Source organism: Mycobacterium sp. 4858, from assembly GCF_900240975.1.
In the GTDB taxonomy this organism is placed as follows: Bacteria; Actinomycetota; Actinomycetes; order Mycobacteriales; family Mycobacteriaceae; genus Mycobacterium.
The window spans coordinates 2,917,628-2,930,975 of sequence record NZ_LT968776.1 but is presented as its reverse complement, the minus strand read 5'-3'; the positions used below and the strand labels follow the sequence as shown (position 1 = coordinate 2,930,975).

11 protein-coding genes and 1 pseudogene are annotated in these 13,348 nt (G+C 66.3%); 3 read left to right on the top strand and 9 right to left on the bottom strand.

Translation table 11 applies throughout. The annotated features are described in order from the left end of the window. Position 1: 1 nt before the first annotated feature. The 9 genes and pseudogenes from C1737_RS22395 to C1737_RS22355 form a co-directional block, all read right to left on the bottom strand. Positions 2–1,156: a virulence factor Mce family protein gene (locus C1737_RS22395; protein ID WP_067922939.1), complete on the bottom strand. Its 1,155-nt coding sequence runs from the start codon at positions 1,154–1,156 to the stop codon at positions 2–4. Then, positions 1,156–2,589, bottom strand: coding sequence for a virulence factor Mce family protein (locus C1737_RS22390; RefSeq protein ID WP_068094735.1), 1,434 nt, complete (start codon positions 2,587–2,589; stop codon positions 1,156–1,158). Before C1737_RS22390 ends, C1737_RS22395 begins: the two co-directional genes overlap by 1 nt. Then, positions 2,586–3,650 carry a virulence factor Mce family protein gene (locus C1737_RS22385; RefSeq protein WP_067922942.1) on the bottom strand — a complete coding sequence of 355 codons (1,065 nt, stop codon included), beginning with the start codon at positions 3,648–3,650 and terminating at the stop codon, positions 2,586–2,588. The genes C1737_RS22390 and C1737_RS22385 overlap by 4 nt, the downstream gene beginning before the upstream one ends. Continuing rightward, positions 3,640–4,693, bottom strand: a pseudogene (locus tag C1737_RS22380) (MCE family protein). Before C1737_RS22380 ends, C1737_RS22385 begins: the two are co-directional and overlap by 11 nt. Continuing rightward, positions 4,693–5,895 carry an MCE family protein gene (locus C1737_RS22375; protein WP_067922946.1) on the bottom strand — a complete coding sequence of 401 codons (1,203 nt, stop codon included), beginning with the start codon at positions 5,893–5,895 and terminating at the stop codon, positions 4,693–4,695. Before C1737_RS22375 ends, C1737_RS22380 begins: the two are co-directional and overlap by 1 nt. 19 nt (positions 5,896–5,914) lie before the next feature. After that, positions 5,915–6,757 (bottom strand): ABC transporter permease, encoded by an 843-nt coding sequence (locus C1737_RS22370; RefSeq protein WP_065442814.1) that lies wholly within the window; start codon positions 6,755–6,757, stop codon positions 5,915–5,917. Between the two features lie 7 nt (positions 6,758–6,764). Beyond that, the gene (locus tag C1737_RS22365) at positions 6,765–7,529 is read right to left on the bottom strand and encodes an ABC transporter permease (protein WP_067922949.1); all 765 of its coding nucleotides are present in this window, start codon (positions 7,527–7,529) and stop codon (positions 6,765–6,767) included. Between the two features lie 236 nt (positions 7,530–7,765). After that, positions 7,766–8,680, bottom strand: a complete 915-nt coding sequence (locus tag C1737_RS22360) for a 3-oxoacyl-ACP reductase (protein ID WP_067922952.1) — start codon at positions 8,678–8,680, stop codon at positions 7,766–7,768. 43 nt (positions 8,681–8,723) lie between these two features. After that, on the bottom strand, positions 8,724–8,915 hold the full coding sequence (locus C1737_RS22355) for a ferredoxin (RefSeq protein ID WP_067922954.1): 192 nt from the start codon (positions 8,913–8,915) through the stop codon (positions 8,724–8,726). Between the two features lie 201 nt (positions 8,916–9,116). On the opposite strand from C1737_RS22355, the gene C1737_RS22350 reads away from it, so the two are divergent. Genes C1737_RS22350 through fadD17 form a run of 3 tightly spaced genes read left to right on the top strand, consistent with a single transcriptional unit; the run spans position 9,117 to position 12,974 of the window. Continuing rightward, complete coding sequence (locus tag C1737_RS22350; RefSeq protein ID WP_067760390.1) at positions 9,117–10,298, top strand: acyl-CoA dehydrogenase; 1,182 nt, start codon at positions 9,117–9,119, stop codon at positions 10,296–10,298. A gap of 28 nt (positions 10,299–10,326) precedes the next feature. Further along, complete coding sequence (locus C1737_RS22345) at positions 10,327–11,424, top strand: acyl-CoA dehydrogenase family protein (RefSeq protein ID WP_067922956.1); 1,098 nt, start codon at positions 10,327–10,329, stop codon at positions 11,422–11,424. Positions 11,425–11,438: 14 nt separating this feature from the next. Next, positions 11,439–12,974, top strand: a complete 1,536-nt coding sequence (gene fadD17 / locus C1737_RS22340; protein WP_102420077.1) for a long-chain-fatty-acid--CoA ligase FadD17 — start codon at positions 11,439–11,441, stop codon at positions 12,972–12,974. Positions 12,975–13,348 lie beyond the last annotated feature (374 nt).

Sequence of the window (13,348 nt, the reverse complement as noted above, 5' to 3'; positions counted from 1 at the left end):
CCTACTGTCCTGAAGCCGTGCCGGGCGGGATCTTGAACGGGTCGGCCGCCTGCCCGGACAGGTTTGCCATTTCGCCGGTCAAGAAGTCGGGTGGATTGAGGATCTCACCCATGTGGGCCATGTTCGGGTCGAAATATGCCGTGGTGAAGAACGTTTCGCCGATCCGGCGCAGGGTCAGGTCGAAGGTGGTGAACACGTTGAGGTAATCGCCTCGGACGGCCTGCTTGATCCCGTAATTGGGGAACGGGAACGTCAGCAAGATCTGCAGGGAAGTGACGAAGTTCTTTCGGTTGTCGTTGAGGGCCTTGGCCACCGCGTAAAGGTCTTTCATGTCAGCGGCGAAATCGGCCTTGGTTTTCGCGAGCACGTTGGAAGTGACCGTCGCGAGTTTCTTGAGCGCCGCGAACGCCTCGACGATGTGGTCGCGATTCTTGTTCAGCACGCGTATCGCGTCGGGCAGGGTGTCCAGGGCCCGGCCCAGGTTGTCCTTGTCACGCGCCAGGCTCGCCGAGAATCGGTTCAGGCCGTCGACGGCATCGATGATGTCGTTGACCTGACGGTTGAGTCCGGCGGTCAGTTCCGCGAGTCGGGGCAGCAGGTCGACGAACTGGTTCTGCCTGCCGGCGACGGCCTGATAGGTCTCGTCGGTGATCTCTTCCAGGGCACCGACATTGCCCTTGTTCACCACGACACCGAGGGCCGACAGTACCTCTTCGGTGGTGGGATAACGGCCGGTGTTGGACTCGGAGATCTTCGACCCGTCGGTCAGCCGGCCGATGGCCGGCTTGTCCTTCGGGCGCGCCAGGTCGATGTGCATCGAACCCAGCAGTGAGGTCTGGGCGACCGTCGCCGTGGAGTTGGTCGGCAACACGACGTTTTTGTCCAGCGCCAATTTCACCGCGGCATAGAACGATCCGTCGGAGCGCTGCATCGCCTGAATGCCGGCAACGCTGCCCACGGTCACGTCGTCGACCATGACGGGAGAGTTCTGCGGCAGCGTCGCCACGTCGGGCAGGTCGACCGTGATCGAGTAGGCGCCGCCGCCATGGCCGGCCGTACCGGGCATCGACAGGGAGTTCAGACCGCCGAATTGGCAGCCGGCCAGCAGCGCGCTACCGGCCGCTAACGCACCACCCCGCAACCACATCCGGCGCATCAGCCGCCCCCGTCCGCGGCCGGCGGTGTTTGGCTTGGCGGGGGCCCCGGCAGGGGTCCGAAGGCGCTCCCCGGCGCGGGTCCGGGCGCCGGAGCGGGTCCGGCATTTCCCAAGGCCGGTGCCGGCGCCTGGCCGCTCTGCGGTGCCGGCGGAACCAGCAACGCCTGCAGATCCGCCGGGTTCTGGGCGGCCGGCGGCGTCTTGGCGCCATTGGCCGGGATCCAGGTCAGCTCGGGGACCGGAGTCGCCGATTTCGCTTGGGTTTCGGGGGTGTCATAGATGATCTGGCCCTTGTAGGCGGTGATCGTGTTGAGCGGGTGGAACATGATGGGCGGGTAGTTCACGGTGAGGCGCCGCAGCACCGGCCCCAGCCGCTCACGGCACAGTTCCGCACGCCGGAAATAGTCGGGCGCCCTCGGCCCGGCGGCCGTCTCGAAGGACCCGCCGCAGATGAATTGCACGGGGTTGGCGAACTCCGGAATGGACAACAGACCGTTGAGCGTGCCCTGGGCCGGGTCGTAGATGTTGTAGAAGTTGGAGATACCCGGGCCCGCGACGTGCAGTACCTGTTCGATGTTGTCGCTCTGGTCGCTGAGCGTCTTGGCGAAGTCGTTGAGGTTGTTGACCGTGTCGATGATGGTCGAGTTGTTCTCGTGCAGGAACCCGCGGATGTCGGAGAGGGCCTTGTTGAGCGTGCCTAGCGTGGTGTCCAGGTGGCGTGAGCTGTCGGCGAGCACCTGCGACACCGAGGCGACGTTTCCGGCGAACTGCACGATCTGTTCGTTACTGGCCGACAGCGCGTTGACGAGAACCTGAAGGTTCTTGACCGTGCCGAAGATGTCGCTGCGCGAATCCCCCAGCCGCCCAGCGGCTTGCGAGAGTTCGCGCAGTGCGTTGTGGAACGAATCACCGTTGCCGTTGAACGTGTCGGCGGCCTGGTTGATCGCCCGGCCCAGTGGCCCCTGCATCGATCCGGTCGTCGGACCGAGCTGCACCGCCAGTTGGGTCAGCGACTCCTTGACCTCGTCCCATTCCACCGGCACGCCGGTGCGACCGAGGCCGATGCTGCCGCCGTCGGGCAGCGCCGGGCCGCCGGTGTAGGCCGGGGTCAGCTGGATGAACCTGGCCGCCACCAGGTTTGGCGACATGATGATGGCCTTGGCGTCCTTCGGGATCTTCACGTCCTTGGACACCGACATGGTGATCTTGACATCGGAGGGTCGCGGCTCGATCGTGCGAATAGTGCCGACCGGGACACCGAGAACACGAACCTGATCACCGGGGTAGAGACCGACCGCCGACGTGAAATAGCCGACGATACTTCGCGTACTGCCGGTCGACGACAATACGTACACGCCACCCACCAACGCCGCGATGAGAGCGATGGCGGTCGTGTAACGCAGCCCCCGGCTGCCGGAGAAGCGCTTGGTCATGGCGACTTCGGCCTGATCACCCAGCGTTCCTGGATTAACCCCCGCAGGTAGTCGGCGAGGCTGGCCGGCATCTTGCCGGGCTGGTAGAAGAAGTCGAACATCGTCGCGACCAGCGGCGCGGGTATGACGCCGTAGACGTTGACGTTGAAGCCGGGCCCAGAGCCGACCACCTCGCCCAGCTCGGTGGCGTAAGTCGGCAGCCGCTTGAGGGCCTCGGTGATGTAGTCGCGGCGCTCGTTGAGGTCGCTCAGCACGTCGTTGAGCTTGCTCAGCGCCGGGCCGAATTCACGGCGGTTGTCGGCGACGAAGCCGGAAATCTGTTGCGATAGCCCCTGGATTCCCCCGATGAGTTGTCCGATCGCGGCGCGCCGCTCGTCGAGCGCGGCGAACAACTCGTTGCCGTCGTCGACCAGCTTGTTGACTTGGTCGGCACGCTGGGACAGGACGCCGGTCACGGACTTCGCATGCGCCAGCAGGCTTTGCAGCGCCTCGTCGCGGCGATTCAGGGTGCGCGACAGCGTCGTCACACCGTCGAGCGCGCCGCGCAGCTGGGGAGTCGCGTCGTGCAACGTGTCGGTCAGGACGTTCAGCGCCTGCTCGAATTGGGGCTTGTTCAAGTTGCTGGCATTCGAGCCCAGGTCCTCCAGCGCGCCGGCGAGCGTGTACGGCGTGGTCGTGCGGCTGAGCGGGATCGTGGTCGACCTGCCACTGCCGGCCGGCGTCACCGCGACCGAACGCTCACCGAGGATGGTGTCGGTGCGGATCGCGGCCAGCGACTGGTCGCCGACGGTGACGTGCCGATCCACGCTGAAGCTGATCTTCGCGGTGTCACCGGCCAGGCCCACGGCGGTCACCTTGCCGACCTTGAGGCCCGACACGTACACCGCATTGCCCGGATTGATGCCGCCGGCGTCGGAGAAGTAGGCGTCGTAGACCTTCCCCTGCGGGAAGAACGGTAACGCCGCGTAGCCGAATGCGATGAGCACGACGCAGACCACCAGCACCACACCGAAGATGCCGGTGCGCAGCGGATCGCGCTCGCGCTTTGCGTTACTTGACAAAAGCGCACCTCCCCTTGCTCGGATCCACCTGACCACCGAGCGGCAGCAGGATGTCGCTGCCGGCCGGGCCGTTGATCTTGATCGTCACCGAACAGAAGTAGATGTTGAAGAACGACCCGTAGGCGCCCAGCGCCGCCAGCCGCAGATAGTCCTCACCCAGCTGCTCGACGTCGTTGTTGACCTCGGCCTTCCGATTGTCGATTTCGGTGGCCAGCGGCCGGGTGTTTTCCAGGATGCCCTGCAGCGGCCGCCGCGAATTCTTCAGCAGCTCGGTCAGATCCGTCGTCGTGGAGGCCAGCGGCGGAATGGCGCCGGCGATGTCGTCCTTGTTCTTCGCCAAGCCGCTGATCAGTTGCTGCAGCTGGTCCACGCTGGCCGAGAATTGGGCGCTGCGCGCATCGACCGTCTTGAGCACCGTGTTCAGGTTGTTGATGACGTCACCGATGAGTTGGTCGCGCTGGCCCAGCGCCGACGAGAACGCGCTGGTGTCGGCCAGCACGTTGGACAGCGCGCCGCCCTGACCCTGCAGCAACTCGATGACGGCGCTGCTGATCGTGTTCACCTTGTCCGCGTCCAGCCCCTTGAGCACCGGCCGCAGGCCACCCAGTAGCGCGTCGAGATCCAGCGCCGGCTGGGTGTGCTGGGCGTTGATCGTCGCGCCCGGCGGCAGCTTGCGCAGCTCCCCCCGGACCGGAGGTGATCTCCAGATACCGGTCACCGACCAGGTTTTCGTAGCGGATCACCGCGCGGGTGGAGGAATAGAGGGTGTAGCGCTTGTCGAGCCCGAACGACACGTCGATGGTGTTGTCCGGGTTGAGCTTCACACCGGACACGGCTCCGACCGGCACCCCGGCGATGCGAACCTTCTGGCCCGCCTTCAAGCGCGACACATCGGTGAACGTTGCGTGGTAGGTGCTTTCGGGGCCGAATCGGAAGTCCCCGAAGACCACCACCAGACCCGCGGACACGATCAGCATGGCCACCGCGAAGACGCTGACCTTGATCATCATCGAGCGGTGCGTCGGCATTGCCCCGGCCGCCATCAGAAGTCGTCCCGTTCGGCGAACGCGCCATGGAACAGGAACTGCAGTGTCGAGGGCGCGTCGAACTGCAACTCGGTGAACGGCTCGTACGGAACGTTGGCGTTGTCGGTCACCAGGAACGGCGCCCGGTACCACGATCCACCGTGTTGCTTGTTCGGAATGTCGGGCAACCCCCGGCAGTTCGGGCCCCCGGAGCCATTGACCAGGGGCAACGATTCGGGATAGGTGTACGCCGGCGCACCCAGCACGAAGCTCGAAGACGTGAACAGACCCGCTTTGCGCACGCCGAGGATCGGTCCGAATTCCTTGAGGCCCCGGTCGATGCCGGCGAACAGGCAGCCGAATTCCGGCGAATAGTCGGCGGCCACCTTCAGCGGGGCCCGCAGCCGGTTGATGGCGTCGATGAAGTTCTGTTCAGCCGGCTCCAACGTGTCGTAGGCGTTGTTGGCCAGGCCGATCGTGGCCAGCAACGTGTCGTTGAGGTTGTTCTGCTGGTCGACGACGGTCTTGTTGATCGTCGGCAGGTTGTCGAAGACGGTGTTCAGGTTCGGGGCGGCGTCGGCGTAGATGTTGGTGACGACCGCCGCTTTACGGAAGTCCTCCTGCAGCGCGGGCAGTTTCGGGTTCGTTTGCTGGGTCAGCGTGTTCAGGCCGGACAAGATGCCGCCGAAGTCGTCGCCGTGACCGCGCAGACCCTCGGACAGCGCGCTCAACGTGCCGTTGAGCTCGACCGGGTCGATCTTGTGCAGCAGGTCGATCAGCGACTGGAACAGGGTGTTGACCTCCAGCTGCACCGCCGACGCGGCGACGTGCGCGTCCGGGCGCAGCGGGGTCGGCGAAGGGTTCTGCGGCGGAAGGAATTCCACGGCCTTGGCCCCGAAGATGGTGTTGCCCGCGATGTGCACCGTCGCGTTGGAAGGGATGAAGTGCATGTCGTCACTGTTGATGCCCAGCGTCAGTCGCGCCTGGTCACCGGAGTAGTCGATGCTCTCGACCTTGCCGATCTGAATGCCGCGGTATTTGACCTTGGCACCCTTCTCCATCACCAGACCGGCGCGCGGGGCCGAGACCGTGACGTTGTCGATCGAGGCGAAAGCCGCTGTGTAGGAAAGGTAAGTCACAGCGGCGAACGCCACCAGCAGGCCGGCCAGCACCGCGGCTGCCAGCCGGACGTGTGAGCGTCGCGTATCTGTTTCTGCCATGTCCCTTTAAGCGGTCCTCTTACCCGGAGAGGTTGAAGTTACCGGACGCGCCGTAGACAGCGAGTGAGATGAACAATGTGATGACGACGACGACGATCAGCGAGGTCCGCACGGCCTGACCGACCGCGATCCCGACGCCGACCGGCCCGCCGCTGGCGTTGTAGCCGTAATAGGTATGGACGAGCATCACCGCGATGGACATGACGATCGCCTGCAGGAACGACCACAGCAGGTCCGAGGGGATGAGGAAGGTGTTGAAGTAGTGGTCGTAGAGGCCCTTGGACTGCCCGTTGATGTACACCGTGGTGAAGCGGGCGGCGAAGAACGCGGCCAGCACCGACAGGGAATACAACGGGATGATCGCGATGAGCCCGGCGATCAGCCGGGTCGACACCAGGTAGGACACCGAGTGCACCGCCATGCACTCGACCGCGTCGATCTCCTCGGACACCCGCATGGCGCCCAATTGCGCGGTGGCGCCGGCACCGATGGTGGCGGCCAGCGCGATACCCGCAATCACCGGCGCGACCACCCGGACGTTGAGGAACGCCGACAGGAAGCCGGTCAGCGCCTCGATGCCGATGTTGCCCAGCGACGAATACCCCTGCACGGCGATGACCCCGCCGGAGGCCAGCGTCAGGAAGGCGGCGACACCGACGGTGCCGCCGATCATGACCAGCGCTCCCGCGCCCATCGTCATCTCGGCGATCAGCCGGACCGTCTCCTTGCGGTAGCGGGTGAGCGCGTTGGGGACGTACCGGACGGTTTGCCCGTAGAACAGCGCCTGCTCGCCGAAGTCATCGACCGGCTCCTGCAACCGGGAAGCGAGGTTGCGCAGCCGGTAGGTGACGTCGTAGCTCATCGAGTACTCACTTCGCCGAGATTCGCACGCCGATGGCAGTCATCACCACGTTGATGACGAACAGACAGATGAACGCGTAGACCACGGTTTCGTTCACCGCGTTGCCGACGCCCTTGGGTCCGCCCTTGACGGTCAGCCCGCGATAGCAACCGACCAGCCCGGCCATGACGCCGAACAGCAGCGCCTTGACCTCGGCGAGCACCAGCTCGCGCAGCCCGGTCAGGACGGTCAGCCCGTTGATGAACGCACCCGGATTCACGCCCTGCAAGAAGACGGAGAACACGTAGCCGCCGGACAAGCCGATGGCGCACACCAAACCGTTGAGCAAGAGCGCGACCACGGTGGAAGCCAACACGCGGGGAACCACCAGCCGGTGGATCGGGTCGATGCCGAGCACCCGCATCGCGTCGATCTCCTCGCGGATGGTCCGCGCGCCGAGGTCGGCGCAGATCGCCGTGGCTCCGGCACCGGCCACGACGAGCACGGTCACCACCGGACCCAACTGCGTGATGGTGCCGAAAGCCGTTCCGGCGCCGGACAAGTCGGCGGCCCCGATTTCGCGCAGCAGGATATTGAGGGTGAATGCCACCAGCACGGTGAATGGGATCGACACCAGCAGGGTCGGGACCAGCGACACCCGCGCGATCATCCACGTCTGTTCCAGGAACTCGCTCAACTGGAACGGCCGGCGAAAACTCTGACGACCCGTGTCGATCATCATTTCGAAGAACCCGCCGACGGCGCGGGCGGGAACAGCAAGTTGTTGCATCAACTCGATTACCCCCCTCGGCTGCTCGCGGCGAAGTCTATGTCAGGCCTTTGCGTCGTTTGCGGTCGTAGCTGGCTCGATGTGAGCCGGATCATATTAACCCAGAAGAAGTTAACGGTGTCAATGAACAGTATTTCTTTATCTGAACCGTTAATTTGCCAGGTCAGACGCACTTGTCATGTGTCAAACTGAAACAGGTTATACCTGTCGATTCCCCCCCACGAAGTAACCTCACACGGTTATTGCTCCATCAGTCCGACCGCGGAAAAGTTCCGCTCCGGATCCCGCCCAGCAAAGTACTCACGCAGCGTCGCGCTCAGTTGCGCGGGATCCCAGGCCGGCCCGTCGGCGCTGAATTGGTGCTCGGCGGTCGGCGCCGAAACCAGTGTCACCCGCGGCCCGTAAACAATAAACACCTGCCCGTTGACTTCTGCAGCCGCCGGCGATGACAGGAACTTGACCAGGCTGACAACGTGCTCGGGTGACAGCGGGTCGACGCCGCCCGGCTCGACCTCCGGTGCGGCACCGAAGACGTCGGCCGTCATCGCGGTCCGGGCGCGCGGACAAATCGCGTTGGCGCACACCCCGTAGCGGCCGAGCGCCCGGGCGGCGGTCAGGGTGAGCGAGATGATCCCGGCCTTGGCGGCGCCGTAGTTGGCCTGCCCCACGGGACCGACCAGCCCCGCCTCGGACGCGGTGTTGACCAGGCGCCCGAAGACGGTTCCCCCCGCTTCCTTAGCCTTCGAGCGCCAGTAGGTGGCCGCGTTGCGGGTCAGCAGGAAGTGGCCGCGCAGGTGCACCGCGATGACCAGATCCCATTCCTCGTCGGACATGTTGAACAGCATCCGGTCGCGGGTGATCCCCGCGTTGTTGACCACGATGTCCAGCCCACCCAGGCCGTCGGCCTGCGCGACCAACTCGTCGGCGGTGGCGCGTTCGCTGATGTCGCCGGCGACCGCGACGGCCTTCGAGCCGGCCGAGTTGATCTCGTCGATGACGTCGGAGGCATCCAGCGCGGTGGCGATGTCGTTGACGACGACGGTCGCCCCGGCCCGGGCCAGGCCGAGAGCCTCGGCACGTCCCAGCCCCGCGGCGGCACCGGTCACCACCGCGACCTTTCCGGAGAGATCGGTCGCGTTCGTGCTGCTAGTCAATTTATGAATACCTCTAGTTTCTGGTGGCGCATTCGGGCTCGGGTCACTCGCCCCGCTGCAGCGCGGCTCGCGGGCATTCGGCGATCGCCCGCTCGGCCAACTCCTCCTGATCGGGGGGAATCGGGTCCAGCTTCACGACGGCGTAATCCTCGTCGTCCAAGTCGAAGATATCCGGCGCGATTCCCATGCACACGGCGTTACCTTCACACCGGTCACGGTCGACGATCACCCGCACAGCACCCTCCTTGCACCTGGCTTCAATCTGAGGACACGCCTCCTCAGTATGTAGGTCCACCATAGGGCCCCGATACCGCGGGGGAAACGGTCGCTGGAATCTCAGACTAGAACGTGTTACAACCGGGATGACGAATGGGTTGTTGTCGGCCGACTAACGTCGGCCAATCGAGGCGAATCACGTTAACAAAGGACGGCTGGGATGCGCATCAGTTACACCCCTGAACAGGAGGAGCTGCGTCGCGAGCTGCGGTCGTACTTCACCAAGCTCATGACGCCGGAGCGTCGCGAGGCGCTGACCTCCTCGGGCGGCGGCGAGGTCGGGACCGGCACCGCGTACCGCGACACCGTCGCGCAGATGGGCAAGGATGGCTGGCTGACGCTGAACTGGCCCAAGGAGTACGGGGGCCAGGACCGCTCCCCGATGGATTCGCTGATCTTCACCGATGAGGCCGCGATCGCCGGCGTGCCGGTGCCGTTCCTGACCATCAACAGCGTGGCGCCGACGATCATGGCGTTCGGCACCGAGGAACAGAAGAAGTTCTTTTTGCCCAAGATCGCCGCCGGCGAACTGCACTTCTCGATCGGCTACTCGGAGCCGGGCGCCGGCACGGACCTCGCCAACCTGCGCACCACCGCCGTCCGCGACGGCGACGACTACGTGATCAACGGCCAGAAGATGTGGACCAGCCTGATCGCGTACGCCGACTGGGTCTGGCTCGCGGTGCGCACCAACCCCGAGGCCAAGAAGCACCGCGGCATCTCGATGCTGACCGTGCCGACGACCGCCGAAGGCTTCTCGTGGACACCGGTGCACACCATGGCCGGTGTGGACACCAGCGCCACCTATTACTCCGACGTGCGGGTCCCGGTGACCAACCTCATCGGTGAGGAGAACGGCGGCTGGAAGCTGGTCACCAACCAACTCAACCACGAGCGCGTCGCCCTGGTGTCGGCGCAACCGATCTTCCTCGCGCTGCAGGAGGTTCGCGAGTGGGCGCAGAACACCAAGGATTCCAGCGGCGCCCGGCTGATCGACTCGGAGTGGGTGCAGATCAACCTGGCCCGGGTGCACGCCAAGGCCGAGGTGCTGAAGCTGATCAACTGGGAGTTGGCGTCGTCGGACGGCGAATCGCTCAACCCGGCGGACGCGTCGGCGGCCAAGGTGTACGGCACCGAGTTGGCCACCGAGGCTTACCGGCTGCTGATGGAGGTGCTGGGGACCGCGGCCACGATGCGCCAGAATTCGCCGGGGGCGCTGCTGCGCGGCCGGGTCGAGCGGATGCACCGCGCGTGCCTGATCCTGACCTTCGGCGGCGGCACCAACGAAGTGCAGCGCGACATCATCGGGATGGTCGCGCTGGGACTGCCCCGAAACCGCTGAGCCCCCCTCCCCTAAAGGACGAACACCGATGGACTTTTCGACAACCGAAGCGGCCACCGATCTCGGCGGACTGGTCGACACGATCGTGAACTCGGTATGCACGCCGGAGCACCAACGTGACCTCGACAAGCTCGACCAACGGTTCGACCGCGCGCTGTGGGGCAAACTCGTCGACGCCGGGATCCTGACCAGCGCCTCGGCCACCTCGGTGGGCGGCGACGGCTTCGGGGTGCTCGAGCAGGTCGCCATCCTTGTGGCGCTGGGTCACCAGTTGGCGGCCGTGCCGTACCTGGAATCGGTGATGCTGGGCGCTGGGGCGTTGGCGCGGTTCGGCACCGAAGAGCTGCAACGGGATTGGGGTTCCCCGGCGGTCAGCGGCGAGAAGATCCTCACCGTCGCTCTCCTGGGCGAGATGGGTGAGGGGCCGGTGCGGGCCACCCGCGCCGGTGACGGCTACCGGCTCACCGGCACCCGCACCCAGGTCGGCTTCGGACCGGTGGCCGACGCGTTCCTCGTTCCGGCCGAGACCGATTCCGGGACCGCGGTTTTCCTGGTCGCCGCCGGTGATCCCGGGGTTTCGGTGAGCCCGCTGGAGACCACCGGCCTGGGCAGCGTCGGACACCTGACGCTGGACGGCGCGGAGGTGGACGGCGCCCGGATGGTCGGCGGCGCCGAGGTGGTCGTCTGGCTCGACACCCTTGCCGCATTGGGCCGCAGCGCTTTTCAGCTGGGAGTGCTGGACCGCGGATTGCAGCTCACCGCCGAATACGCCCGCGAGCGTGAGCAGTTTGACCGCCCGATCGGCAGCTTCCAGGCGGTGTCACAGCGGCTGGCCGACGGCTACATCGACGTCAAGGGCCTGCGCCTCACGCTCACCCAGGCGGCCTGGAAGGTCTCCGAGGATGTCCCCGCAGACATCGACGTGGCCAGCGCCGCGTTCTGGGCCGCCGACGCCGGACACCGGGTGGCGCACACCATCGTGCACGTGCACGGCGGCGTCGGCGTCGACACCGATCACCCCGTGCACCGCTATTTCCTGGCCGCCAAAGAGGCCGAGTTCGCGTTGGGCGGCGCCACCGGTCAGCTGCGCCGCATCGGCCGCGAGTTGGCCGAAACCCCCGCCTAGGCGCGGCGTTGAACCTGCCTGCGGATCCGACGGTCACCAAACTGCTGGTACCGCTAGCCGAGATCGACGACCGGGGCGTCTACTTCGAGGACTCGTACACCGGCTGGCGCGATCACCTGCGCCACGGTGCCGCGATCGCCGCGGCGCTGCGTGATCGCCTGGACCCGGCGAAGCCGTCGCACGTCGGGGTGTTGCTGGAGAACACCCCGTTCTTCTCGGCAATGCTGGCGGCGGCCGGCATGTCCGGGATCGTGCCGGTGGGACTCAACCCGGTGCGCCGTGGCGACGCGCTGGCCCGCGACATCGCCCACGCCGATTGCCAAGTGGTGCTGGCCGACTCCAATTCGGCCGCCGCGCTCGGCGACATCGCCCACGTGAACGTCGATTCCGCCGAGTGGGCGGATGACGTGGCCGCGCATCGGGATGCCGAGCCGCGTTTTCAATCCGCCACGGCCACAGATCTTTTCATGCTCATCTTCACCTCGGGGACCAGCGGTGAGCCGAAGGCGGTGAAGTGCAGTCACGGCAAGGTCGCCATCGCGGGGGTGACGATGACGCAGCGTTTCGACCTCGGGCCCGACGACGTCTGCTATGTGTCGATGCCGCTGTTCCATTCCAACGCGGTGCTGGTCGGCTGGGCCGTGGCTGCGGCCTGCCGGGGCTCACTGGCGTTGCGGCGCAAGTTCTCCGCCTCCAACTTCCTGCCGGATGTCCGCCGATTCGGCGCCACCTACGCCAACTACGTCGGCAAGCCCCTGTCCTATGTGCTGGCCACGCCCGAGCGGCCCGACGATGCGGACAACCCGCTGCGGGCGGTGTACGGCAACGAGGGCGTGCCCCGCGATGTCGAACGCTTCGCCCGCCGGTTCGGCTGCGTGGTGCAGGACGGGTTCGGTTCCACCGAGGGCGGGGTGGCGATCGCCCGCACCCCCGACACCCCGGACGGCGCGCTGGGCCCGTTGCCCGAGGGCGTCGAGATCGTCGACCCCGACACGGGCGAACCCTGCGCACCGGGCGTGGTGGGCGAGCTGGTGAACACCGCCGGTCCGGGCCGTTTCGAGGGTTACTACAACGACGAGGCCGCCGAGGCCGAGCGGATGGCGGGCGGCGTGTACCACACCGGCGACCTCGCCTACCGAGACGACGCCGGCTACGCGTATTTCGCAGGACGGCTGGGTGATTGGATGCGCGTCGACGGCGAAAACCTGGGCGCCGCACCGATCGAGCGGGTGCTCTTGCGCTATCCCGACGTGACGGAGGTGGCCGTGTACGCGGTGCCGGACCCGGTGGTCGGCGACCAGGTGATGGCCGCCGTGGTCATGGCGCCCGGGGCGGAGTTCGATGCCGAGAAGTTCCGCGCCTTCCTCGGCGAGCAGCGCGACCTCGGGCCCAAGGAGTGGCCGTCATACGTGCGGGTCAGCGCGCAACTTCCGCGTACGGTGACGTTCAAGGTGCTCAAGCGTCAGTTGGCGGCGCAGGGCGCGGACTGCGACGATCCCGTGGTGCGGATCCAGCCGCAAACGGGAAGGGGAGCGTCAACGCGTGCCTAGAATACGAAAGCTGATCGCGGGGTGGACCCTGCTTGCCTCCCTCGGTGCCGCGGCGCTCGGCTCGGGCGCCGGCGGCGCCGCAGGGGAGCCGGCGCCACCGCCGCCACCCACTGGTGAGGATGTGTGTCGTTTTTTTTTTTCCAAGCGAAGGCCGCCGTACGGGATAGGACCCCGTCGCGGGGGCCGGGAGAGGTGAAGAAGAGCCCCCCCCACTGGTGTACGCGCCGCAGACGCCGGAACGTGACACCTGGGAGCCTCCCCCGCCGGAGGCACCGCCGCTGCCGCCGCTGCCGCCGCCCGGCTAAGCGACGCGCCGTCACCCTCGTCGCACCGCGCGTTAAGACCGTCGACGATAATGCGACACGGCACAGACA